21 protein-coding genes are annotated in these 23,144 nt (G+C 66.3%); 9 read left to right on the top strand and 12 right to left on the bottom strand.

Features of this window, described 5'->3' with window-relative positions; translation table 11 throughout:
• Positions 1–54 precede the first annotated feature (54 nt).
• Positions 55–1,404, bottom strand: coding sequence for a C4-dicarboxylate transporter DctA (locus H289_RS0102415; RefSeq protein ID WP_020099161.1), 1,350 nt, complete (start codon positions 1,402–1,404; stop codon positions 55–57).
• Between the two features lie 141 nt (positions 1,405–1,545).
• Here H289_RS0102415 and H289_RS0102405 point away from each other — a divergent pair, with 141 nt between their 5' ends.
• The 7 genes from H289_RS0102405 (at position 1,546) to H289_RS0102375 (ending at position 8,362) form a co-directional block, all read left to right on the top strand.
• On the top strand, positions 1,546–3,108 hold the full coding sequence (locus tag H289_RS0102405) for a sensor histidine kinase (protein ID WP_020099159.1): 1,563 nt from the start codon (positions 1,546–1,548) through the stop codon (positions 3,106–3,108).
• Positions 3,105–3,794: a response regulator gene (locus H289_RS0102400; RefSeq protein WP_020099158.1), complete on the top strand. Its 690-nt coding sequence runs from the start codon at positions 3,105–3,107 to the stop codon at positions 3,792–3,794. The genes H289_RS0102405 and H289_RS0102400 overlap by 4 nt, the downstream gene beginning before the upstream one ends.
• Positions 3,795–3,821: 27 nt before the next feature.
• A complete protein-coding gene (locus H289_RS0102395; protein WP_020099157.1) occupies positions 3,822–4,544 on the top strand; it encodes a DUF3060 domain-containing protein in 723 nt (240 codons plus the stop codon).
• 80 nt (positions 4,545–4,624) lie between these two features.
• Positions 4,625–5,188 (top strand): hypothetical protein, encoded by a 564-nt coding sequence (locus tag H289_RS0102390; RefSeq protein WP_020099156.1) that lies wholly within the window; start codon positions 4,625–4,627, stop codon positions 5,186–5,188.
• The gene (locus H289_RS0102385) at positions 5,185–6,522 is read left to right on the top strand and encodes a Dyp-type peroxidase (protein WP_020099155.1); all 1,338 of its coding nucleotides are present in this window, start codon (positions 5,185–5,187) and stop codon (positions 6,520–6,522) included. The genes H289_RS0102390 and H289_RS0102385 overlap by 4 nt, the downstream gene beginning before the upstream one ends.
• A complete protein-coding gene (locus H289_RS0102380; protein ID WP_020099154.1) occupies positions 6,519–7,523 on the top strand; it encodes a hypothetical protein in 1,005 nt (334 codons plus the stop codon). Before H289_RS0102385 ends, H289_RS0102380 begins: the two co-directional genes overlap by 4 nt.
• Positions 7,520–8,362 carry a bile acid:sodium symporter family protein gene (locus H289_RS0102375; protein WP_020099153.1) on the top strand — a complete coding sequence of 281 codons (843 nt, stop codon included), beginning with the start codon at positions 7,520–7,522 and terminating at the stop codon, positions 8,360–8,362. The genes H289_RS0102380 and H289_RS0102375 overlap by 4 nt, the downstream gene beginning before the upstream one ends.
• Positions 8,363–8,366: 4 nt before the next feature.
• On the opposite strand, the gene H289_RS0102370 is transcribed toward H289_RS0102375, so the two are convergent.
• Positions 8,367–10,679 carry a winged helix-turn-helix domain-containing protein gene (locus tag H289_RS0102370; protein ID WP_231387946.1) on the bottom strand — a complete coding sequence of 771 codons (2,313 nt, stop codon included), beginning with the start codon at positions 10,677–10,679 and terminating at the stop codon, positions 8,367–8,369.
• Between H289_RS0102370 and H289_RS0102365 the strand changes: the two genes are divergently transcribed.
• Both H289_RS0102365 and H289_RS0102360 read left to right on the top strand, forming a co-directional pair.
• Entirely contained in the window at positions 10,678–11,163 is a 486-nt protein-coding gene (locus H289_RS0102365) for a hypothetical protein (RefSeq protein ID WP_020099151.1), read from the top strand. The two genes, H289_RS0102370 and H289_RS0102365, sit on opposite strands and share 2 nt — an antisense overlap.
• Before the next feature lie 237 nt (positions 11,164–11,400).
• Positions 11,401–12,213, top strand: coding sequence for an STAS domain-containing protein (locus H289_RS0102360; RefSeq protein ID WP_020099150.1), 813 nt, complete (start codon positions 11,401–11,403; stop codon positions 12,211–12,213).
• A 143-nt stretch (positions 12,214–12,356) separates the two neighbouring features.
• Here H289_RS0102360 and H289_RS0102355 read toward each other — a convergent pair whose 3' ends face one another.
• From H289_RS0102355 to H289_RS0102305, 10 genes are all read right to left on the bottom strand, one after another.
• A complete protein-coding gene (locus H289_RS0102355; RefSeq protein WP_020099149.1) occupies positions 12,357–13,622 on the bottom strand; it encodes an MCE family protein in 1,266 nt (421 codons plus the stop codon).
• Between the two features lie 236 nt (positions 13,623–13,858).
• The gene (locus H289_RS0102350; RefSeq protein WP_020099148.1) at positions 13,859–14,698 is read right to left on the bottom strand and encodes a glycosyltransferase family 2 protein; all 840 of its coding nucleotides are present in this window, start codon (positions 14,696–14,698) and stop codon (positions 13,859–13,861) included.
• A 68-nt stretch (positions 14,699–14,766) separates the two neighbouring features.
• A complete protein-coding gene (locus H289_RS0102345; protein WP_020099147.1) occupies positions 14,767–15,909 on the bottom strand; it encodes a zinc-binding dehydrogenase in 1,143 nt (380 codons plus the stop codon).
• A gap of 128 nt (positions 15,910–16,037) precedes the next feature.
• Entirely contained in the window at positions 16,038–16,523 is a 486-nt protein-coding gene (locus H289_RS0102340) for a MarR family winged helix-turn-helix transcriptional regulator (protein ID WP_110772220.1), read from the bottom strand.
• A gap of 329 nt (positions 16,524–16,852) precedes the next feature.
• Positions 16,853–17,329: a hypothetical protein gene (locus tag H289_RS32755; protein ID WP_155943994.1), complete on the bottom strand. Its 477-nt coding sequence runs from the start codon at positions 17,327–17,329 to the stop codon at positions 16,853–16,855.
• Between the two features lie 499 nt (positions 17,330–17,828).
• A complete protein-coding gene (locus H289_RS0102325; protein ID WP_155943993.1) occupies positions 17,829–19,157 on the bottom strand; it encodes a hypothetical protein in 1,329 nt (442 codons plus the stop codon).
• Positions 19,158–19,590: 433 nt separating this feature from the next.
• Positions 19,591–20,220, bottom strand: a complete 630-nt coding sequence (locus H289_RS0102320; RefSeq protein WP_020099142.1) for a cutinase family protein — start codon at positions 20,218–20,220, stop codon at positions 19,591–19,593.
• A gap of 52 nt (positions 20,221–20,272) precedes the next feature.
• The gene (locus tag H289_RS0102315) at positions 20,273–20,575 is read right to left on the bottom strand and encodes a hypothetical protein (protein ID WP_155943992.1); all 303 of its coding nucleotides are present in this window, start codon (positions 20,573–20,575) and stop codon (positions 20,273–20,275) included.
• A 245-nt stretch (positions 20,576–20,820) separates the two neighbouring features.
• Positions 20,821–21,438, bottom strand: coding sequence for a hypothetical protein (locus H289_RS0102310; RefSeq protein WP_020099140.1), 618 nt, complete (start codon positions 21,436–21,438; stop codon positions 20,821–20,823).
• Positions 21,416–23,032 carry a hypothetical protein gene (locus tag H289_RS0102305; protein WP_155943991.1) on the bottom strand — a complete coding sequence of 539 codons (1,617 nt, stop codon included), beginning with the start codon at positions 23,030–23,032 and terminating at the stop codon, positions 21,416–21,418. Before H289_RS0102305 ends, H289_RS0102310 begins: the two co-directional genes overlap by 23 nt.
• Between the last annotated feature and the right edge of the window lie 112 nt (positions 23,033–23,144).

The raw sequence follows: 23,144 nt of genomic DNA, 5'->3' as shown, positions 1-23,144 counted from the left end.
GGCCCGCCTGAGCGGGCCCCGAGATTCGCTGTTATCGACGAATTCACATTTTGTTCATGATGTGAGCGCCGTCACACCGGTGTTGCCGGACGGGTGCTCGACACCCGAATCGAGCATCGTCAGCTCATCGAACGGATCGGCGCCGTGCAATACGGCTGCGGCCTTTGCCCGGTCGAGTGTCCCGGTCCACGATCCGATCAGCACCGTGGCGACGGCGTTGCCCGAGAAGTTGGTGACGGCCCGCGCCTCCGACATGAACCGGTCGATGCCGACGATCAGCCCGACGCCGTCCAGCAGGTCCGGCCGGTGGCTCTGCAGGCCACCCGCCAGCGTCGCCAGACCCGCGCCCGTGACGCCGGCAGCACCCTTGGAGGCGACGATCATGAAGGCCAGCAGCGCCAACTGCTCCCCGATCGCCATCGGCCGCCCCATGGCGTCGGCGATGAACAGCGCCGCCATCGTCAGGTAGATCGCGGTCCCGTCGAGGTTGAACGAGTAGCCGGTCGGCACCACGACGCCGACGGTGCTGCGGTCCACACCCAGGTGCTCCATCTTGGCGATCAGCCGAGGCAGCGCCGACTCCGACGACGAGGTCGAGAAGATCAGCAGGTACTCGCGGGCCAGGTAGCGGACCAGCCGGAAGATCGACATCCGGGTCACCGACCACAGCAGCACCCCGAGCACGCCGAAGACGAAGACGACGCAGGTCACGTAGAACCCGAGCATCAGGGTCAGCAGCTGGGTGACGGCGCGCCAGCCGGTCTGGCCCACGACGCCGGCCATGGCACCGAACGCGCCGATCGGCGCCAGCCACAGGATCATGATCAGCACCCGGAACACCAGCTTCTGCAGGTGCTGGACGCCCCGCAGGATGGGTTCACCGGCCGTACCCATGGCCTGGACGGCGAAGCCGACGAGCAGGGCGATGAACAGGGCCTGCAGCACGTTTCCGCTGGTCAGCGCCGACAGCAGCGTCTCGGGGATGATGTGCGAGACGAAGTCCATGAGGCCGCCGGCCTCGTGCGCCTTCTGCGCCAGTTTCGCGCCCTGACCGGTCGCCTGCGCCGACAGGTGCAGGCCCGATCCCGGGCTCAGCAGGTTGCCGACGACCAGCCCGATCGCCAGCGCCACCGTCGACATGGCGAGGAAGTAGCCGAGCGAGAGGCCGCCGATCTTGCCGACCGTCGCGGCTTTGCGCACCGAACCGATGCCCAGGACGATCGTGCAGAAGATGACCGGGGTGATCATCATCTTGATCAGGTTGACGAACAGGGTGCCGAGGACCGCGATGTCCTTGCCCACCCCGGGCGCGATGAGGCCGACGGCCACACCGCCGACGACGGCGACGAGCACGGCGATGTACAGCCAATGGGTGCGGTCGCGACGGGGCGCTTGATCAGTCATGTCGGGCAGTCCTCCGGCCTCGTTGTCGAAAACTTCTGCAAGGATGTTTGTCCAGAACGTGAGGCACGTCACGCATATGTTCATTTCGTTCACCGAAGTTCACCGCCGACGCGAACAGGCGGACTACAGAAGGACGCAGTGATGCGCAGTTGGCCGGCCGCGCCACGCTGGTCCCTGGCCGGCCAGATCGTCGCCCTGCAGATCGCGATCATCATCGTGGTGGTGGCGGCCGGTAGTGCTCTGGCCGTGGTGCAGTCGCGCCGCACCAACGACGCCGCCGCCAAACAGCTGCTCACCGGCATCGTCACGGCACTGGCCGACGCACCGTCGACGGCTGCCGCCATCCGGGCGGGCAACGCGACGGAAGTCCTGCAGCCGGTCACCGAAACCGTTCGGGCCCAGACCGGCATCGCCTTCATCACCGTCATGGCGCCCGACGGCACCCGGTTCACCCATACGGACCCCCGCCAGATCGGCGGCCACTACCTGGGCACCACGGAGCAGGCCCTGAAAGGCCAGACTCACACCGAGTTCTACACCGGGACGCTGGGCCGGTCGGTGCGCACCATCACCCCGGTGCGGGACGGTTCCGGACAGATTGTGGGCCTTGTCGCCGCGGGCATCACCGAGACGACGCTGACCGCGCAGTGGCGCCATCAGATCCCGATGATCGCGGTGATCAGCCTTGCCGCCCTTGCCCTTTCGCTGCTGGGTACGTGGTTCATCCGGCGCCGGCTGCTTCGTCAGACCCACGGGCTGCGGCCGGACCAGTTGCGCGTGATGTACGAGCACCACGACGCCGTCCTGCATTCGGTGTCCGAGGGCCTGCTGGTGCTCGAGAAGGGGCGCGTGGTGCTGGCCAACGACGAGGCACGGCGCCTGCTGGCCCTGCCACCGGGCGCGGTGGCCCTGTCCGACCTGCCGGAGTTCCTGCGCGCGGCCGATCCCGGTGTGCGCGACGAGGTCCACGTGACCGATGACCGGGTGCTGGTGGTCAGCCGCTCCCCGGTGTCGGGCCGGGCGGGTTCGGAGGTCGTGACGATCCGGGACCGCACCGAATTGCAAAGCACCCTGGGCGAACTCAGCTCGCTGAAGGTCCTCACCGACTCGTTGCGGGCGCAGGCACACGAAGCGGCGAACAAGTTGCACACGGTGATCACCATGGTCGAGATGGGCCGCCCGTCCGACGCCGTGGCCTTCGCCACCGACGAACTGGAGCTGTCGCAACGACTCGTCGACCGGCTGTCCAGCGAGGTCCACGAGCCCGCCCTGGTGGCATTGCTGCTGGGCAAGAGCGCCCAGGCCCACGAACGTGGCATCGACTTCACCGTCACCGTGGACTCACAATTACCTTCGGACACTTCACAACTACCGCTGAGCGGGCCGGAAATGGTGACGGTGCTGGGCAACCTGATCGACAACGCGATGGACGCATGCGACCGCGACGAGCCGTGGGTCGAGGTGACGGTGCGGTGCGAGCCGGGCGCCGAACTGCACATGCGGGTGGCCGACAGCGGCACCGGCATGGACCCGGCGACGTTCGAAAACGCCATGCGCCGTGGTTATTCGACGAAATCGGCGCCGGGACACGGGCTGGGCCTCGCCCTGGTGGCACAGGTGGTCAACCGGCACGGCGGCACGCTGTCGTCCGATGTCAATTACGGTTCGGTGGTGTCGGTGACGATTCCGGCGGCAGCCTCATGACCACCGTGCTGATCGTCGACGACGATCCCCTGATCGCCGAGGCGCACCGCACGTATGTCGAACGGCTGGAAGGGTTTTCCGTCGCCGCGGTGGCCCACACGGCACGCGAGGCCATCCAGGCCGCGACCCGGGCGACCACCACCGACGAGCCCATCGACCTGGTCCTGCTGGACCTCGGACTGCCCGACGCCAGCGGCATCAGCCTGGCGTCGGCACTGTCCGGGCTGCGGCCGGCGCCGGACATCATCGCCATCACCTCCGAGCGCGATCTGGAGATGGTGCGCGCCGCCGTCGCGCACGGCGCACTGGCGTATCTGTTGAAGCCGTTCACCTTCGCGGCCTTCCGGGACCGGCTGGACCGCTATCAGCGGTACCGGACGGCCCTCCCCGCCGGGGTGGACGCCGCCAGCCAGGCCGAGGTGGACCGCGCCCTCGCCGAATTACGCACCAGCGCAGACAAATCCACGGCTCCAAAAGGTGCCGCGACACTGACGAACGACGACATCGCCCGCGCGGTGCGCGACAGTCCCGACGGGCTGACGGCCGACGAGGCGGCCAAAGCCGTCGGAGTTGCCCGGGTGACCGCGTGGCGCTATCTGGAACGGCTGGCCGACGACGGAACCGTCACGCGCCGAAGCGAATACGGCGGGACCGGCCGGCCCAAGACCCGCTACCTGTGGCGTTGAGTTCGCCGGGTGTGACAGCATCGGATCATGAGTCGCGACGACGATCCAGAAGCCCGCATCCGCGAGCTCGAGCGCGCGATGAACGAACAGGCGCGGGCCTCGGAGCTGACGGAGCCCGGCCACGCGTGGTCGTCCCGCGCGGCGGCGCCGAGCAATCCGTACCCCGCCCAATACCACCGGCCTCAAACACCCTGGCCGCCGCAACCGTTGCCGCCGGGCGTGCCGAGCACCGCGGCACGCCGCATGATCTTGGGCGTCGTCGTCCTCGCAGTCATCGTGGGCCCGGTAGTCGCCGCCATCATCTTCGTCACCAACCTGACCGGCAAGAAGCACCCGACGTTTCTGACGCCCAACCCTGGGGCCCCGCCCAGCGCCTCGGTCCCCGTCCCGACCCCGCCCGGTGACGAATCCTCGGTCGTCGTCAACGGCACCGCGGTCATGTCCGGTCCCGGCCTCGTCGAATTGCCGCCGCAGTCCGACGATCCCAACCGGCCCATTCAGGTTGCGGGTGTGCGCGGCCACCGCACCGTCGCGTGCAACGACCGGCCGATCAGCATCAGTGGGGTGTCCAACAGCGTCACCATCACCGGGCACTGCTCGACCGTCGAGGTCTCCGGCATCGAGAACACCGTGACGGTCGACTCCGCCGACAAGATCGTCACGTCGGGCATGGACAACCACGTGACCTACCACTCCGGGAATCCGGAAGTTCCTGATCCGGGCCGGTCCAACACCGTCAGCCGCGGCTGACGCGGCCCAGGACGCCGGCGCGTTAATTTCCCCCGAATCGGGGGACGACGCGCCCTCGCCGCGTCCATAATCTCGTTGCCATGGCGCACAACGGAAATGACGATTGGACCCAACCCGCAGCTCTGGCCATCCCCAAGGAGGGCTACTTCGAGCTCACTCGCGGTCGCTACGGGCCGGTCTTCCCACGCACCCCGGCGTGCTACGGCTTCAACATCATCGCCAAGGTGCTCGACGGCCATGAGCAGGCGATCCGCGACTACGGCAAGCAGCTCGAGGCCGCGGTTGCGGCGCAGCCCGACGTGCTGGCCCCACTGAAGCTGCATTACCTGCGGTGGAATCTGTTCGACGTCGGGTCGGGGCTGCACTTCCAGTACCAGGGCATCTTCGACACCGACTTCGACAAGTACACCGAGGACGCCGTCAAGCTGTTCAGCTCGACGGGCATCACCACGGCGTTCACCCATCTGGAGGGCTTCCCGGCGGACTGGAAGACCAACCCCGAGGCGTTCATCATGTTCGTCCGCGAGCACCAGGTGCCGAGCTTCCTGGAGTACGGCGAATACCCCTACGTGACTGCCGTCGAGATCAAGAAGGCCCTGCGGCTCAAGACCGCGTTCTCCGACATGTTGGACCAGATGCAGTGACAGCACTCGAATTCGACGATATTCAGCACATCATGCTGACCGGGACACCCCACCTCACCGGTCGGTACGAGTTCGTGTCATTCGACACCCCCGAAGCCGGGCAGGCCTGGCTGGCCGAGATGGTTCCGCTCGTACAGTCGGCCACCGACGTCCGCAAGACCGTCAACATCTTCAAGCGGTGGGTGAACCTCGCTTTCACCTGGAACGGCTTGCGCGCGTTGGGACTTGACGAGCAGACGCTGGCCAGCTTCCCGGCCGAGTTCCGCGAGGGCATGGCCGCCCGCGCCGACATCCTGGGTGATACCGGCGCGGCCGCACCGGAGCACTGGGCCGGTGGGCTCGCGGGTGACGACCTGCACGCCATCGTCATCCTGTTCGCGCGGGACGAGGACGAACGGGTGCGGTGCGTCGGCGAGCACGACGCGCTGTTGGACCGGTGCCCCGGTGTGCGGTCGCTGTCGCATCTCGATCTGGCGGCCACCGCACCGTTCGAGTACGACCACGATCACTTCGGCTACCGCGATCCGGTGTCGCAGCCGCAGATGGCCGGCTCCGGAGAGACGCTGATCCCCGGCGCCGGCGGGGCGCTGGCCCCGGGCGAGTTCCTCCTCGGCTATCCCGACGAGGAGGGCCTGGTCTCGAATCAGCCTGCCCTCGAGGTGCTTTCACGCAACGGCAGTTACATGGCGTACCGCCGGCTGGAGGAACATGTCGGGACCTTCCGCGACTACCTGAAGCAACATGCCGAGGACGCCGAGGGCCAGGAACTGCTGGCCGCGAAGTTCATGGGCCGGTGGCGCAGCGGCGCGCCGCTGGTCCTGGCGCCCGAACACGACGATCCGGAACTCGGCGCGGATCCGATGCGCAACAACGACTTCGACTACGCAACCATGGATCCACACGGCTACAAGTGCCCGGTCGGCTCGCACGCGCGTCGGCTCAACCCGCGCGATACCGAACCGAATCCCAATCGGCGCAGGATGATCCGGCGCAGCGGCACCTACGGCCCGGCGCTCCCCGAGGGCGCCGTCGACGACGGTGTCGAGCGCGGTGTCGGGATGTTCCTGATCTGCGCGAGCCTGGTGCGGCAATTCGAGTTCGCCCAGAACGTGTGGATCAACGACACCGCGTTCCAGGAGCTCGGCAACGAACACGACCCCATCTGCGGCACGCAGGACGGCACGCTCGACTTCACGATCCCCAAGCGGCCGATCCGCAAGGTGCACAAAGGGTTACCGGCATTCACGACGCTGCGCGGCGGGGCATACTTCTTCCTGCCCGGCCTGACCGCACTGCGTTACCTCTCGACACTCGGACAGCAAGGAGCATCATGAGTACCTACGCCCGCACCTACAACCAGGCCCACATCACGCGCCCGCACAACGGCAACCGCCGCGTCAGCATCTACTGGTCGTGGAGCTACCCGTGGGAGGCCCAGCGCGACCCGGCCCTGCTGTACAACCGGTTCTCCACCATGACCGAGGTTCGCGCTGCCACGTGGCCGGCGTACGAAGGTGTCGAATACAGCCCGCGGGAGTTCCTGCAGGGCGTCGACGGCACGCTGGAGCTGTTCCACCGTTCGTCGCTGTCCTTTCAGGATGTGGCCGGTGCGGCGACCGGTCATCCGGTGGCGGTGTTCCAGCGCGTCGATCAGGCCGGCTACCGGCTGCCGATCGACGAACGCATCCTGAACGACACCGACACCCTGATGATCTTCGGGCTGGACCACCTGCTCGGCGACGAGGAAGCCACCCCGGAGGAGGTGGCCGCGATCCAGCAGTGGCTGAAGCGCGAGGGCACGTGCCTGATGCTGGCCCCGCACCACGACGTCGGTTTCACCGACGACAAAGAGCAGCAGCAGATGGAGTACCTGCATCACGGTGACCCGCTGACGCCGCGCGTCCAGAACTTCAGCGGATTCGCGCGGTCACTGCTGAAGGGCCTGAGCATCCCGATCCACAACACGTGGGGTCTGCGCCCGGCGACGGTCGAGGGCACCAAACAGATCGTGCCGCTGACCACTTTCCGTGATCTGGATTCGGCGGGCCTGCTGCGCGACGTCACCACCTTGGCATTGCACCCGCACCTGCCGCACTACCAGCTCACCGCCCCGGAGAGCGCCGACCTTCGGGTGCTGGGCCGGCAGCTGATCGACCAGACCCGACCGCACCCGTTCACCCTGGCGGGTAACACGGAGTTCAACGCGCTGATCCACATGCCGCCGACGGGTGACCGTGCGGGCGACATCGTGCTGGTCGACTCGACGCATTTCACGACCCTGTTCGGCGCCAGCGACAGCCTGAAGTCGTTCTGGCGCAACCTGGTGACGATGTGACGCTGACCGATCTGGCGACGCGCGGTTCCAACATCGCCGTCGTCCTGTTCGTGGTGTCCAGCACCCTGGGTGTGGGGCTGAGCCTGACCCCGGCCCAGATTCTGGCGCCACTCAAGGACATTCGGGTGGTGAGCCTGACCCTGGTCGCCAATTTCGTTGCGGCGCCGCTGATTGCGCTCGCGCTGTGGCGGCTGCTCGACCTCGACGAGCCGCTGGGCGTGGGCCTGCTGCTGTGCGGACTGGCCGCGGGCGCACCGTTCCTGATCAAGCTCGCCGAGTTCGCCAAGGCCGACACCGGGTTGAGTGTCGGCCTGATGGTGCTGCTGATGATCACGACGGTGGTCTATGTGCCGATAGTGCTGCCGATCTTCCTCAAGGGGTCGGCGGTCGATCCGCTCGCGATCGCGTCCTCGCTGGTGATTCTCATGCTGATCCCCTTGGCGATCGGGCTGTTCTGGCGCAAGCAGGCTGAAGCGTCGGCAGCGCGCGTCAGGCCGGCCATCGGGTTGCTGAGCACCGTCAGCATGGTGCTGGTGGTCGTCCTGACCATCGTCGCCAATTTCCGGGAGGTGCTGTCGGTGTACGGCACGCGGGGCATCCTGGCGGCCATCGTCTACACCGCAATCTGCGCCGGAATCGGCTGGGCCCTGGTGTTTTTCAGCGCCACCGCGCGGCCCGTACTCGCGTTGGGTACCGCGCAACGCAATGCGGCGGCCGCCTTCGTGGTGGCCGGCCAGAACTTCGGCGATCCGCGCGTCACGGTGATGATCACGGTGGTGCTGATCGCCGAGTTCACGATGCTGATCCCGTTCGCCCGCTTCCTCGCCCGGAAGGCCTGACGGGTCAGGGCTGGTCGAGCAGACCGAGGCGCGCCGCCTCGGCGACGGCCTCGGCGCGCGACGACACCGACAGCTTGCGGTAGATCGCCTTGGCCTGACTCTTCACGGTTTCCCGCCCCAGGTGCAGTTCGCCGGCGATCTTCTGCAGGGACAGGTGGGTCGCCAGGTGCGGGAGCAGACGCAGCTCGGCCGCGGTCAGCGATGGCCGCGGCCCGTGCTGCGCGTGTGTGGCAAGCAATTCCCGAACGCGCGCCAACCGTAGGTGCACCGACGCCGCATCGGGCTCCCGCCGGGCGGCCAACAGCCCCGCGTCGAGATGCCGCCGGCACAGTTCCGGGTCGTCGATCTCGAGGGCGGTAGCCGCCGTCAGCGCATGTCCCAGTGCCGCCGTGCGCGCCGCCAGGTCGCCCAGCCGGTCCAGCAGCCGTTCGGTGCCCCGCACCGCATCTCGCGCCCCGGCGACGTCGCCGCGGTGGCTCCGCACCAACCCGTCCACCGCGTACACCAAGACGATGGGCACCAGGTCGCACAGGTCGCGGGAGTCGACGATGCTGCGGGCCTGGGCGCTGCGCCGCGCCGCGGACTGCAGGGCCCCGTCGTCGAGGTCCAGCAGGGCCAGATGTGCCAGCGCCACGGCCCGGAAGCCGGGAAGGTCGTCGAGCACCGGGAGCGACGATTCCAGTGTCGCCCTGGCACTTTCCGCGTCACCGGCCATCGACAGTGCACCGCCCTTGACCGAGGCCGCCGCGCCCCACCACGGGTTCACGAGGTGATTGCCCGCGGCGCAGACCGTGTCGGCATGCCGGACCACCTCGAGCACCCCGCCGATGCCGACGAGTGAACCGACCAGGGCGGCAGCCACTTTCACCGACGGTGCACCGTCCGCCAAGGGCGCACCACGGTCGGCGGCCGCGGCCAGCAACAGGGACCGCTGGATCAGGTCGGCGTCCCCCAGCGTCAGCCCGAACCAGGCCCGGGCGATCGCGGCATCGGGATGATCGGCGAAGACATGCTCATCGAGCAGGCTCAGCCGGCGCTCCAAGATGCCTGCGCGGCCGTCGAATCCGAGCCGTACGGCATCGCGTTCCACCAGTGCCGCGGCGTGTGCCGGGTCGTCGGCCGCCAGCGCCTGCAAGAGGGCGCCGTCGATGTCGCCGGCCCGCTCGAGATGCTCCGCAGCCCGGGACGCCAGGGCGCGGAACCGCTCCGGATCGCGATTGCGCAGCCGCGCACGAAGCAGGTCGGCGAACAGCCGGTGGTAGCGGTATTCGACGCCCCGCTCATCGAGTGAGACCAGGAACAGGTTGCCGGAGGCGTGGATCGCGCTCAGCATGTCAGCTGAATCTTCGCGCTGCAGAACGTAGTTCAGATCGTCGGCGGTGAAGTGGTCGAGCACCGCGGATTCCACGAGGAATGCTTCGACGGCCGGGTCCAGCCGGCCCAGTACTTCTTCGACGAGATAGTCCGCGACCAGGCGGTGACGTCCGGTGATCGCGTCGGCAGACGAACCGTCACGCAAGGCCATGGCCGCCATCACCACGCCGGCTGCCCAGCCCTCGCAGCGGTCGACCACGAGCGCGGCCGTCGGACCGACCGGTCCGCCGACCGAGCCGAGGGCCGATTCCGCCTCTGTCACCGAGAGTTTCAGCTCCTCGGTACCGACATCCAGCACGCCGCCCTGCAGCCGGCGCCGCGCCAGATCGAGCTGCGGCGCGGTGCGGCCGATCAATGTCAGCGTCGTCGATTCCGGGGCGAGTTGGACCAGGGCGCGCAGGGCCGACACCGCCGCTTCGTGTGTCAGCTCATGAATATCGTCCAGCACCAACACAATCGGCCCGGCGGACTCCAGCGCCGCGATCGCCGCGGGAACCAGTTGGGTATCGACGGCCCGGCCGGCGCCGCGCAGGTACTGGAACGTCGCGGGATCGACTGGGGCAACCTGGTCCACGGCCGTCACCAGATGCAACAGCAGGTGAGCAGGGTCGTTGTCGAGATGGTCGAGCCGCACCCAGGCGAACTGCCGGGTGTCGGCGTCATCCCAGAGCGCCACCGCCGTGGTCTTGCCGTATCCGGCGGGCGCGATGACCACCACCAGTTCCGCAGCCGAGCCGGACAGCAATCCGGTGATCGCCGGCCGCGCGATGACCGCACCGCCCAGCCGGGGCGGGCCGTAGGTGGCCGTCGGGATGTGCGCTACCCAGCCTTCCCCTGCCACCTTGGCATCGTAGGTGTGTCCCCCGCGTCCACCCAACCGCGCCATTTTTGACCACTGCGTCGAATACGTTGATACGGTGCGCTCGAGGATGGGAGCGACCATGGGCAACACAATCCGCGCCGTGGCAGCCACGGCGGCAGTGATCGGCCTGGTGGCAGGTTGCGGGGGCAAGGCCGACTCCGGCGCCACAGGATCGTCGAGCTCCGCGGCGGCCACCACCTCGGCCGCCGCGCCCGCCGGCCCCGCCGAGCTGCAGGCGCTGGTCCCGACACCCGGCGGCACCGCGCAGACCTGGGGCCCAGACACCATCGCGGACAACGGGATTCACCTCAGCTTCAAGGTGACGGGCGCACCCACCGAGGTCGTGACGGCGTACAAGGCCGCGCTCGAGGGCAAGGGCTGGGCCGTCACCACCATCGTGTCGTCCGACGGCGGGCCGGGAGGCGGTGGCGGTGCCACCTACACCGGCACGCACGGCGACAGCTACGCCGTCTTCGATGGCGGCGGCATGGGCACCGAGACGTACCTCAACGTGTGCGCCTGGCCGGCCAAGCCGGCCCAGCCGAACTGCAGCCGCAAGCGCTGACCGCGCCGAGCACTCCGACAGCCGGCCTTGTGACCGGGCTGTCTCCAATTTTCCGGTCATAAGGCCCACTGTCGGCGGAATCCAGCAAACCCGTTTCTACCACGCGTCCAGCGAAAGTGACGGCACCGTCAACGTCTGTTTCACTCCGCCGTCACCGGGTAGCCCTCTACCGAGGTCGAGATCCCTCGTGACTCGTCCTCATCGAAATCCCCTGAAAGAACTAGACTGAACGCACCGATGCTGGAAGTGAGTGGGCGTGATGGCCGACCGAACGACTCACGGTGGCGGGAGCCGGTGACTGAACCGCTGCATATCAGCGCACCTCTCTACGGCGGGGGTGGCGAGTACACATTGGTCTGCACCGGCGTGCTCGACAGTCTGTCGTATCGCACATTGCGTGACAGGGTGGTCAAGGCGGCGCTCGACGAACCCCGGGTGGTGATCGTCGACGTCAACGAGTTGCGGGTGCCGGAAGCATCCGCGTGGTCGGTCTTCACCAGTGCCCGTTGGCATGTCAGCACCTGGCCCGACGTGCCGATCCTGCTGGTGTGCGCCGACGATGCGGTCCGGGCCGTCATCCGTGGCCGCGGCGTCACACGCTATGTGCCGGTGTTCCCCACGCTGAAGGACGCGACGCAGACGATGGGCAGCGAACGTCCCCGCCGGCGACGACGGGCACGGGCGGACCTGCCGCCCCATGTCAGCAGCATCATCGACGCACAACGATTGGTCGACGGCTGGTTGTCCGGCTGGTCGTGCCCGGCCATGGTCCCGGTGACGGCTGCGATCGCCACGGCGTTGGTCGAAAACGTGTTGCGGCACACCGATTCTTCGCCCACGCTGCGGGTGGAGTACGACGGCCAGGTGGTCACCGTTGCCGTCGAGGACGCCAGTCCCGCACTGGCACAGCGCAAGGAGGACGCCGCGCACGGCGCTGACCAGGTATCGGGTCTGGCGGTGGTGGCTGCGCTGGCGCGAGTGTGGGGAAACCTGCCGAACCCGGCGGGCAAGACCGTGTGGGCCGCCGTGGGTCCGGAGAACGTGCTCTAGCCACGGGTAACGTTCCGGGCACGTGTGATCGACGGACGGGAACCGATGGAAGGACGTCGCGCTTCCACGCCGCGCTCAGGAACGGGCCCTGCCGCTGGTACCGCTGAACGGCTCTAGCGCGGCGGTGGTTCTCGCATCAATGGTCACGGGTTGATGGTGTTTTCGCCGTCCTGGCGACCCCAGACGTACTCGGACGCGAACGGCGATCCGAGACCGAAATGGTTGTACGGCGCGATCGACGCGCCGGTGTCCATCACCATGTACGGCATGGGCCAGATGTCCCGGGTGACGGTCCAGCAGCCGGGCCGGCCCATGGGCCCGCCCCGGGCGTTGATGCGGGGCAGATTGTCCGGGTAGACGTACTGGTTCGCCGAGCCGACGAGCGCCGTGTGCGATATCAGCGAGTAACCGTTACCGCCCACGGCGAACGAGGTAGCCTGCACCGCGCGCGGGAGAGCCCTTATCCCGCAATCGATCTCGGGGCTGTACTTGTCCAGCACCTGGGCGGTCGGAATCAGATCTTGAGCGCCGCGCACCAGGTACGGCCCGCCACGTTCGAAGATGTCACCGCCGGTGTTGCCGAACCCGACCGACGCCATCAACGCCTGATCGATGTTGCCGCGCTGATCATTCAGGGCGCGCTCGGTGGTCACCGCGTTCTTGAGGCCGTCCCACAAATCCGGGGACGCGTTCGCGTAGACCTCGGCGAGATCAGCCAGCGCGCGGTTGTCGTGCCGGATGGACGGCATGCGCTGGTTGAGATCGGCCAGGATGACATTGCCGTTGACCAGCGACTGACCGAACTTGTCGCCCAGGCCGTCGAGGGCCTCGGCCGCGGCGGCCAGCGTCGCGTTCAGCTTTATCGGATCGACCTGCTCGGAGATGGCAGTGATGGTCTCGAACAGCGTGTTGAATTCCGTGGTGACGCTGACGGCGTTGACGGTGTCGCCAGGCTTGAGGCGCTGCGGCGCCGGGTCCGGCGGCGAGGTCATGGAGATGTACTTGTTGCCGAATACCGTTGTGGCGAGCAGCTTCACGTCCACGTTGCGCGGCAGCACGGCGAGGTAGCGCGGGTCGACGTCGAGCATCAGTTTGGCCTGTGCCTTCTCGCCCGGTGCAGCCACCACCTCACTGCCCTTCAGTCGGCCGATCGGCACGCCGTTGTAGGTGACCTTCGAGCCGTTGTCCATCGACAGGCCGGCGCGACTGGCCAGCACGTACAGTTGGGCCTTGCCGTCGAAGGTGCCCCGGAACTGGAGCCAGGTGAGCGTCATCCCCGCGGCGGCGACAAGAGCCAGGATCAGGCCGGCGATCTTGTACGGCGGGGTGCGATCTTTGTTGAGCGGCGCATGGACCTGGCCCGCAGCGACGGGCGGCAACGGCTGCAGTGGCGGCCGTGGTTTCGTCATGGCACTCCAGCGTCAGATCGAGGTGTGGCCGGGCGCCGTTGTCCGGCCTTGATCGAGACTGAAATGCAGGGTACGACTGCCACCACCCTGGCGGCACGCAAATGACAAACCTCTAGCAAACCGTAAATTGACGCGGCGGATATTCGGTGGCAACCATCTCGCCATCACACAGCGGCTGTTACCGATGTGATGACGGCCGTCAGCAAATTGGCGGCGACTGTGGACCCGGCCCTGACCTAGGCTCGGCCGACGGCACGTACGCGCAGCAGCTGTACTGCTTCCTGCAGCGCACCAAGGTTCCACGCCAGGGCGCATGTCGTCTTCCTGCGGCCGACACCGGACAACCACGCCACACCCCATACGAGCGACTGAAACGCAGCCCCCACGACAGCGGGACCCAGCCACCATGGACGGAACTTGTCGAGGACGCGTGCTTCACCGCGGCCGAAATTCCGATACTGAACGAACGCCGCCTTCAGATCGGTGCGCTGCACCTTGCTCACCACAGCATCCGGCACCAACTCCAACATGAACCCGGCTTCGGCTACCCGCCAAAAGAAGTCGACTTCGTCAGCGCCGCCTTTGAACCATTCATCGAAGCCGTGCACCCGGTGGAACAGCTCGCGCGTGAACCCGCAATTCGTTCCATTCGCGAACACATCCTTGCGGCCCAGCGCCGGATAGAGCCGACGTTCCCGAGCCAGCAGCGTGCCGTCTGCGAGGATGCGGTCAAGTCCACCGCCGACGGCCTGCGCTCCTCCCATGAAGGCCCGGTGATACGCCTCGATCCATCCCGCGTGGACTACATCGTCGGCATCGGTGAGCAGAATGTACTCACCCGTGGACGCCGTAATTCCAATGTTGCGAGCAATATTGGCGCCGGGTGCCCGACTGGCATCCACGACGCGCACACGCGGATCCGAGTAGGAGCGCACCAAGTCGGCGGTGCCGTCCGTCGACCCGTTGTCGGCGACGACGATCTCGAACTCGGCACTGGTCTCCTGCGCCAGTACGGCATCCAGTTGTTTGGCGAGCACGCCGGCACCGTCCCGGCACGGGATGACGACGGAGATCATGAGCCGAAAGGTAGCTGAGATTCATTTGGTACGCGCGTCTTGCAGCGTGCCTGACAGGGACTTGCCAGCTACGGTGCCGATTGCGGAGTCACGAGGAACTTCTCGCCCGTTGCCTTCTTGAGGTAGCTGTTGAACGCCTCGGGTTTGAGCAGACCGGCCAGCGAGACTTCCTGGGTGTAGTTGCTCGCGAAGGTGGTGGTGAGTTCCGCGGCCACGCGCGCCCGGAGCCTGCCGATGACCTCGGCTCCCGCACTGGCGAGGAACGGCGTGAGCAGCCAGCCGCCGATACCCCACGCCATACCGAAGCTTCGGTTGAGGATCGTGGGGCCGGTGTCGAGGCCGCCGTAGATGTACACCTGCTTGTGGACGGCCGACCCGTAGCGGGAGTACTGCGTCGCGGTCGCGTTGGCCGCCTGCTCCATGCCGTTGAGAATCTGACTGGCGAGCGTGCCGCCACCGGTGGCGTCGAAGGCCAACGTCGCTGAGGTGGCCTTAAGCGCCTCGAACAGGTCGTGCTCGAATGTCGTTGCGGCCGAGTTACATACGTACTCGGCGCCCAGGTCGCGCAGGATCTGTTCCTGCTCCGCCTTGCGCACGATGTTGACCAGCGGCACCCCGTCGGCGAGACAGATCTTGACCAGCATCTGCCCCAGGTTCGACGCCGCCGCCGTGTGCACCAAGGCCGAATGTCCTTCGCGGCGCATGGTTTCCACCATGCCCAGCGCAGTCAGCGGGTTGACGAACGACGACGCCCCGTCCTTCGCCGTCGCACCGTCGGGAAGCACCAGGCAGGCCGCGGCTTTCACGACGCGGTACTGCGAATACATGGCGCCGCCGGCGATACCCACCACCTTGCCCAGGAGCGCCTGCGCCGCGGCCGACTCCCCCGCCGCCACCACGGTGCCTGCACCTTCGTTGCCGACGGGAAGCGACTGACCGACGCGGACGGCCAGATGTGCCAGTGCTCCGTCCGGCAAGGGCGCGGTGACGACGGGCCGCTCCGGCGTGCCGGTGACCGTCGCGGCCGACATGTCCGCACCGGGAATCAGCAGGCCCAGATCCGACGGGTTGACCGGCGACGCCTCGACGCGGACGACGACTTCGTCCGCCGCCGGGGCGGGGATGTCGACGTCCTGCAGCGAGAGTTCGAGGGTGCCGTCCGGAGTCACCAGGGACCGCAATTCCAACGCGGATTCGGGTACTTCGCTCATCGGTGTGCCTCCGCTCGTCGAACCGTCGCCTGAAGAGTACGCCCGGTCAATTGGCGGCCGCGAAATCGGCTGCCTGCGTGCCTTTTCCGGCCCGCACCAACTGCGGTTCTGTCGATCGACGACGACTTCTAATGTGGGTACGGTTCCAATTCACGCATCCGTTTGAGATGGGCTTGCTGTATTTCGTCCGTGCGAGCGAGGAACCCGACAATCAGGTCGATCTCCGCCGCGCTGTAATGGCGCGACAACATCTTGCCGCCCTGATCCAGCAGCGGGGAGACGAGTTCCGAGAGACGGCTGGCAGCGAGATCCGTGGCCACCACGGTGACTCGGCGATGATCGATGGGATGTAGCGATCGAGTGACGTAGCCCAGCTTCTCCAGGCGGTTGAGGACGATCGTGGTTCCGGCGGCAGTGAGACCGAGCCGATCGGCCAGCAGCCCCGGCGTCGTGACCGTCTCGCCCGCAAAGAGAATGAGCTCCAAGGCACGTCGATCTGTGTGATTGACGCCGAGCACCCTCACCAACTCACGCGCCAAGTCATCGACCGATCCGTGCAGAGAATCCATCGTTCTCTTCAGGACTGCTGCGATCCGTGCCAGTTCAGATGCCATCGGACGAAGACCTCCCCCAAGGTTTCCTTTGACTGGGCCTGATCATAGCGATGGCCGAGTGGTTCCGGATGGAATTATTGACGCTTTGGCTAGATCTGTCGATGGCCTACTTTGTCACCGCCCTGGCCGGCGATACCTGCCGGTCGTAAAACTCAACTTCCCAGCGTGGCACGACTGGAAAATCGCAATGACCCTCGACTGGGCTGATCATTCAGCCCAGTCGAGGGCCATTCACCGCTGCACTTCCCCAGGCCTTGCGCTGAATCTGTCCCTTATCCCACCAGCGCCGCCCTATCTACAGTCGGCTACTTCTTGCGCGCCATCAGAAGTTAGGTGACGGTGGTGGTGGTGAGAGTCGGAGAAGGATTCGGGTAGCACGCGGTTGCGGTATTGAAGTTCGGGCCAATTATTGGTTTCAAGGTGGTCGTGAAGGTCATGCCGGGGTTCGCATAGCTGCTGCCGGCATAGTTGCTGGTAATTGAGCCGGGAGCGTTGGCCGTCACGTTGATGGTGACTTGGGGCGGAGTGTAAGTCGAGCCACCGGAAATTGGACCCGGAACGGTGAGCTCAACATTACTGCCCACGAGGGCCGTCGAGCCCGGGACAGATCCGCCGGATGCGCTGGAAGAGACATAAGTCGAATTCGCGGGGACCGGGATGAGCATCTTCATGTTGCTGATGCTGACGACCGTCACACCGGGGACCGGGTTAAGGGGAACCGTCGATGAACCCGGGGCGATGGTAATGGCCACGGGAGAACCCGCGGCCACCGAACCCGGCGCGGTGGTGGTGACCGAGGTTGTCATGCTCGACGTCTGGGTGCCAGACCCAACCGTAGCCTGACAACTCCAATTCACCGGGACGGCTGCATATGCCGTTCCAGCGAAACAGAGCGCGGCAGCAAGCGCCATCGGAGTGATGGCGCCGACGCGACGCAACATGGACGTATTCGATCGCATTGTTATCTCCAAGAGGTGAAGGTAGCGACGTGGGCGGGGTGCCGCGCCGCGGTAATGCGAAGAAAACATAACTCGCCCCCAATTAAATTCCGCGCACATAATCAACACGTTTCGATTGCCGTGTCGCATTCACTATTTGCGATTAGTTATTCGGTATCAGAAATTGAAAAATAGAAAGCTATTTATACAAAGATATTGAGTCCAGAAATAGCGCGAACATGCATCGGCCAACGGCGATGCGACAGCCGAAATGCGCCCTTTGCCCTGCTGCACTGGCCCTGTCTAACGTCAGCAATCGGCCCCTCCCTGGTCGTTGAAGGAGGGGCCGATTGGTCAACTGATGCGGTTACTTGCTGCTGCCGCCTGCGCCGCTTGCACCTGTACCGCTTGCGCCGGCGCTGCTGCCGCTGCCGCTCTTGCTGGGCTTGGTGGGCTTGGTGGGCTTGGTGGGCTTGCCGAAACCGTTCTTGAGGCCGGCGCCGAACTTATTCAACGAGGACTTCAGGTTCTCCCCTGCTGAGTTGATCGCCTTCGTCAGGCCGTTCCCAGCCCTGCCAGATGTACCGGCTTTCGGGCCGGTTGACGTACCACCGTTTGGTGTGGTGGTGTCGCCCGAACCGGTCTCGTTCCCCGTCGATCCGCTGGGCTTCGTGGGCTCACCTGTCGTGCCAGGTGTACCGGCCTTGGTGCCGCTGGTCGTTTCGGTGCCACCGCTCGGTGTGGTGGTGCTGCCCGCGGTCGAACCCGAATCGGGCTTCGTTTCGGTTGCGGTGGAAGGTGTTTCGGGCGAAGTCGCGGCGGGTGCCGCAGCGTCTGGTTTCGTGGCGGCTGGCGCCGTCGCGGCGGGTTCTGCCGCGGTGGTCGTCGTCACCGCAATCTTCGGGGTATCGGTCGTCACCTTCTCGGCGCCCAGCGTGACCGTCGCACCCGACACCGCGCCCGACGGAAGAGCGGCCGGTCCAACATCGGCCAACTTCGCCGCTGCTGGCGCCGGTGCACCCAACGCTTGCGCGATGAGGCCGCGAATGGCGACCATCACGGGGACAAGTCCCATTCCGACGTTGAGCGGGGTCAGAATCCCACCCAAGGGTCCCCCTGCCGGTGCATACCCGTTGAGGAAGGCGTTGGTGAGCACGGCAGGTGCATTGACGATCGCGTTCAGGGCCGCCCCCAAGTTGCCGGCGCGCACCCCGTCGTACACCGCTTGCGCGGTGTCCCCAAACGCGCTCTCGACGCCGGAAACTGTGGCGAGCAGAGAAAAGCCCACAGTGCCAAGAAGGGTGGGGGCCAACTTGACGACGTTGGTGATGTTCTGCATGACCTGGCCGGGGATGTTGAGCATCTGGCCCTGTATCAGCGCGAAGCCGGGGTTTATCACCAGCGCGAGCACGGCGCTGAATGCCGTGGTGATGCCCCCGCTGACCTGACCGGCGGCCAATTGTTGAGCTGCCTGCCGGAAAGCCGGTGGAAGTGCCGTCAGGGCCGTGACGAAGCTGTTGCCGGCATTGCGCAGGTCGGCGGCGATGGTGTTTGCGTAGCCAATCTGGTTGGCGATGATCTGCTTCAGAATGGGAGCGGGGTCGGCCCACACCTGCTGGCCGAGGGCCGAAATGTTGTTGAACGATGTCGCGAGGACCTTCCCCCATTCGCTGATGGGATTGACCGACGCGGTCAACGTCGTCGCGAGGCTCGACACCGGGACCGCAGGCAGGTGCACCTGCTGCGGTGCCACCACTATCGGTGACAACGCAATGGCACTCGCTCCGATCAGCGCCACACCGCTGGTCATACCGGCCCGGACACACGTTTGCATAACTCCCCCTCAGTAATCGGTAACCTGCACCCGCAAATTACTTCACACCGATCACCGCGTGGGGCGAATTGCGCCAGGAATATTCGTTATTTCATATTGAAATTTATCAACAGAAAGTTAATCACCGAAAGTAATCAAATGCATAAAACTATTGCCGCAAAGATATTGCACTAACGAATATCAACCATCCTGAAAATCCGCGAGACGCCAGACCTCGGAACCGAGGATGCAGGCATGCCGAACCGGCTTCGAAAGCAAGCCCACCAGCCGCGCGTGGCGCTGGGATATCTCTGATCTAGAGTCGGCCGGCCGCGAAATCAGCTGCCTGCGTGACCTTTCCGGACTGCACATAAGAACCGTGGGCACCGACGTCGAAGCCGCCGCCCACCCAGCAGATCGGGTCGCCTTCGGCGCACTGGTCGATGGCATTAGCGACGTACTGCGGCGCAAGCTCCGGCAGCGGACCACCGGCGAGCATGCCCGCGAAACCGGTCCGCGGCGCACCGAACAGTGCGGTGGCGGCGACCCGACTGGCAGTCTGCGGCGACGTCGAATTGGTGGCCCCTTCGATGACGGCCGCCCCCTGCGAGTAGCCGCCGAGCACCATCTTGGTCTTCGGGCAGTTGGCGGCGGTGGACTCGATGACCGACCGCGCGGCGTCGATGCCGGCGGGGGTGCTGACGGCGAAGTCGTTGCTCGCCGGGTAGTCGACCGGCGTCGCTTCAACGGTGCGCGGCGCCACCCGGGCACGCAGGTCCTCGACAAAGGGACGACCGACACTGCCCAGGCCCGGCGGCTCGGTGGTGCCGCGGGCGAACACGACCTGGACGTCGGGGCACGGTGCGGCGATTGCGGCTGGTGCGTAGGTCGGGATGACGGGGGCCAAGGCGGCGACGGCGGAGAGCAACGCGAGCTTGCGGGTCATACCGACCGATCGTAGGACGGTGGCGCAGCTTCGCAATGGGTTTGGTCCGTCATCAGAGTGGCCGCGAGGTGATCTCCAGCCAGGCTTGGAATTCCATCTTTACGCGGCGCCGTTCCATCCGCCGGGCATGCGAGCGTTCCATGGCCAGTCGCAATCCCTTCGGCGGGGCCGAGATGCCGGTCCGGTAAACCGTTGGTGCCGAACGGGTTCCATGAGCTTTCGATAACGGCGGCGCCGCTTTTCGATCCGGCAGCCGAGCGGGGTGGGCCCGGCGCAGGTGGGTCGCCGTCACCTCGCACGCGGCGCCAACGAGTAGCACCAACACTGCCGCCACTTCGTACTCCGCGTACATCATGATGGCGCCTTCTCTCCCGTGCTCACCGTACCGGCGCACGGCCTGGGCCTTCGTCGGCTGAGAATTCGAACTGTTGACGCTCTCTACGATTGTCCGTCAAACCGCACCGCGATATAGGCCGAAGAGCGATCTTTAGTGCGAGATGGATCGAGTACCAGCGCGCCCCAGCGATGCGGGGTGAGCAGTGAGCAACGTGCCGACCGTCGGTTCCGCAGCGAGCACGCTGTCGACGCCCCGCGGCCCGGTCAGCGGCCCGCTACCAACCGTTGGTCAGCCACTGCAGCGGGTCCGGCCAGAATCAGGCCATGGCCGAAGGACATTCGAAGGCGCAAGTCGAACCGGGCCTGGCGTTTGATGACTTCGGCCCCCGCGATCTGCAAGGCACCGGTGATGGTGCAACGGCCGGATTCGACGGCTGTGATCCGGCCCTGCTGAACGACGAGAACGACTAAGTCCATGTCGAAGCAGACGGTCAACTCCACCTCGACGGTGCCGGCAGGCTTGCCATTGACGAACACCTGCACGGTCCACGGGTGGCTGAATTCGATCTTGTGCGTCACCAACTTCACGGTCTCCCGGGCCGCCGAATTGTCGCGCGTACGGCGAGCGGCCGCCACGAGCTCGTCGAACTTCTTCCATCCGTCGACGGCCAGATCGAGCAGGCTCAGCGAGAGTTGTTCATCAGTCTGTCTGGCCACCTCGCCCTCGACGAGCGGTGTCACCCCAGGGAACCGCGCAACGAGGTTGTTGACGGTGCCGCTCTGGTGCAGCGAGTCGGTCAGCGCCCGAGTCGGTTCGGCCACCGCATCGCAATACAGGAGGTCTCGAACGGTCACCGTCTCAGTCAACTCGGATGCGATCATCATCCACCTCTCTCAAAGTCACGACATCAGGCTTGGAATGCACCGCCACGTGCACGGCGTACGTCGCCTCGCCGGCTGCCGGCGTCTCACGCAACGTGACAGCCGCGGGGCCACCGAGCCGCGTGATTACTCGGACCTGCGGGGTGCGAAGTGCACGGCGACCGACGTGAACGGCCGCAGCCAGCAGGAGCACCGCGATGACGGCGGCGACCAGGACGAGCGGCCACCATTTGTGCGGCGGCGGTGGCGGGATGATGGGAGGCGGTGGCGCCGTCGGCGTCGTAACGGGTGGCGGCACCGGCAGACCTACGGTCACAATGGCGAAATCACCAGTGTCCCAAGCCGATCCATCCGCGCACGAGGCACGCACCGTGTGACTACCCACTGCGGCATCGGATGGGACGGCAAACCATGTCGCAAAGTGGCCGTTCCCGTCGAGAGCCACCTCAAATCGGGGCGGGGCACCATCCCACGACAGCTTCACCGTCCGCTCGTGGTCGACACAGAGGAACTGCGAGCCGACGATGTGCACCGCATCTCCACCATGCCCTTGCGTGGGGTCGAGCGCGATCGACGCCGCCGCGGCTCCCTGGTTCGTCACCGGGCTGACGACATTGAACTGCTCACTGGCCGCGACGTCGGGATCGTCGACGCAGGCGGCCAGCACCGTGTACTCGCCAACGGACGCTGTCGCGGGAACGGTGAACGGGACACGGAAACTGAAGGGCGAGGCCTTGGTCGACGGAGACTTGTCCCCGTCCCAGAACAACAGCACGTCGCCGCTGTCCGGACAGGCAAAACCCGTACCCGTCGCCGTCACTTGTGATCCCGCCGTTCCCCTCGGGGTGCTCAAAGTCAAAGTGGGCTTCGGGGTTTCGACCACTGTGAAGGGCGCAGATGCCGCCACTGGCAATTTGCGCAGGGACCCGCATACCGCGGTGACGGTGTGTCCGGTTGCCGGGCCATCCGGAACGGTGAACGCCAGACTGCCGACGGCGGGGTCTACGGCCTTGACAGTCAAAGGCTGGCCGTCCCACTGGAGACGCGGGGCGTCGAGGCACCGCCCGAAGCCTTTGGGAGAGGCCGTCACCTGCGAGCCGGCGGGCCCTTTGCCGGGTTCCAGTGTGAGGGTGGGCTTCTCGGTCACATCGATCGTGAACGACGCCGGGGCGACCGTGCGGGCCCCATCCAGGAGTCTGCACACAGCGGTCACGCGGTGCACACCGGCCGGGCTGTCCGGCACCGTGAACGTCAGATCGCTACCGGCGGACAGTGGCCCGCCGTCCCAGAGCAGGTGTGGGGAGTCCAGGCAGTAATCGAAGCCTGTGATGGTGGCCGTGACCTGAGTTCCCGAGCCGCCGTGCGATGGCGCAAGCGTGAGGGTGGCTGAGTCGGCGGCCGGTGCGGGTGCCGCGATCACCGGAGGTAACGCCTTCAGCGCGGGCGAAGCGGTCGTTGTGGGCGCGGTCGACGTCGTCGGTGTCGACCCCGTGTCGGCGAACACCACGCCGACGCCCCCGAACAGGATCGTCAACGCAATCGCGCAGCCGAGGGTCAGCACACCCGCGTAGCGGCGAGGAAGTAGCGCACCCATGGCGGCCCACCTCCTCTCACGAGGAAGCATCACGCGACGGCGCGCGACCATCACGAGTACCGCGCTACTCGCTTCTGAGGTAGGCCGCTCGGGGAGGTGAGGTGCCGCATCC

Origin of the sequence: Mycobacterium sp. 360MFTsu5.1, from assembly GCF_000383495.1 — a bacterium.
GTDB classification, from domain to species: domain Bacteria; phylum Actinomycetota; class Actinomycetes; order Mycobacteriales; family Mycobacteriaceae; genus Mycobacterium; species Mycobacterium mucogenicum_B.
Note: the sequence above shows the minus strand (reverse complement) of the source record. Positions and strands in the feature narration are given on the sequence as shown.

What these genes read in the sequence shown, in the direction of transcription:
- H289_RS0102380 (WP_020099154.1), top strand. Translation starts at nt 6,519, where the DNA reads ATGAGTACCTACGCCCGCACCTACAACCAGGCCCACATCACGCGCCCG.
- H289_RS0102395 (WP_020099157.1), top strand. Translation starts at nt 3,822, where the DNA reads ATGAGTCGCGACGACGATCCAGAAGCCCGCATCCGCGAGCTCGAGCGC.
- H289_RS0102350 (WP_020099148.1), bottom strand. Translation starts at nt 14,698, where the DNA reads ATGATCTCCGTCGTCATCCCGTGCCGGGACGGTGCCGGCGTGCTCGCC.
- H289_RS32755 (WP_155943994.1), bottom strand. Translation starts at nt 17,329, where the DNA reads ATGACAACCTCGGTCACCACCACCGCGCCGGGTTCGGTGGCCGCGGGT.
- H289_RS0102365 (WP_020099151.1), top strand. Translation starts at nt 10,678, where the DNA reads ATGGGCAACACAATCCGCGCCGTGGCAGCCACGGCGGCAGTGATCGGC.
- H289_RS0102305 (WP_155943991.1), bottom strand. Translation starts at nt 23,032, where the DNA reads ATGGGTGCGCTACTTCCTCGCCGCTACGCGGGTGTGCTGACCCTCGGC.
- H289_RS0102415 (WP_020099161.1), bottom strand. Translation starts at nt 1,404, where the DNA reads ATGACTGATCAAGCGCCCCGTCGCGACCGCACCCATTGGCTGTACATC.
- H289_RS0102400 (WP_020099158.1), top strand. Translation starts at nt 3,105, where the DNA reads ATGACCACCGTGCTGATCGTCGACGACGATCCCCTGATCGCCGAGGCG.
- H289_RS0102390 (WP_020099156.1), top strand. Translation starts at nt 4,625, where the DNA reads ATGGCGCACAACGGAAATGACGATTGGACCCAACCCGCAGCTCTGGCC.
- H289_RS0102370 (WP_231387946.1), bottom strand. Translation starts at nt 10,679, where the DNA reads ATGGTCGCTCCCATCCTCGAGCGCACCGTATCAACGTATTCGACGCAG.
- H289_RS0102345 (WP_020099147.1), bottom strand. Translation starts at nt 15,909, where the DNA reads ATGAGCGAAGTACCCGAATCCGCGTTGGAATTGCGGTCCCTGGTGACT.
- H289_RS0102320 (WP_020099142.1), bottom strand. Translation starts at nt 20,220, where the DNA reads ATGACCCGCAAGCTCGCGTTGCTCTCCGCCGTCGCCGCCTTGGCCCCC.
- H289_RS0102340 (WP_110772220.1), bottom strand. Translation starts at nt 16,523, where the DNA reads ATGGCATCTGAACTGGCACGGATCGCAGCAGTCCTGAAGAGAACGATG.
- H289_RS0102315 (WP_155943992.1), bottom strand. Translation starts at nt 20,575, where the DNA reads ATGATGTACGCGGAGTACGAAGTGGCGGCAGTGTTGGTGCTACTCGTT.
- H289_RS0102360 (WP_020099150.1), top strand. Translation starts at nt 11,401, where the DNA reads ATGCTGGAAGTGAGTGGGCGTGATGGCCGACCGAACGACTCACGGTGG.
- H289_RS0102405 (WP_020099159.1), top strand. Translation starts at nt 1,546, where the DNA reads ATGCGCAGTTGGCCGGCCGCGCCACGCTGGTCCCTGGCCGGCCAGATC.
- H289_RS0102355 (WP_020099149.1), bottom strand. Translation starts at nt 13,622, where the DNA reads ATGACGAAACCACGGCCGCCACTGCAGCCGTTGCCGCCCGTCGCTGCG.
- H289_RS0102310 (WP_020099140.1), bottom strand. Translation starts at nt 21,438, where the DNA reads ATGATCGCATCCGAGTTGACTGAGACGGTGACCGTTCGAGACCTCCTG.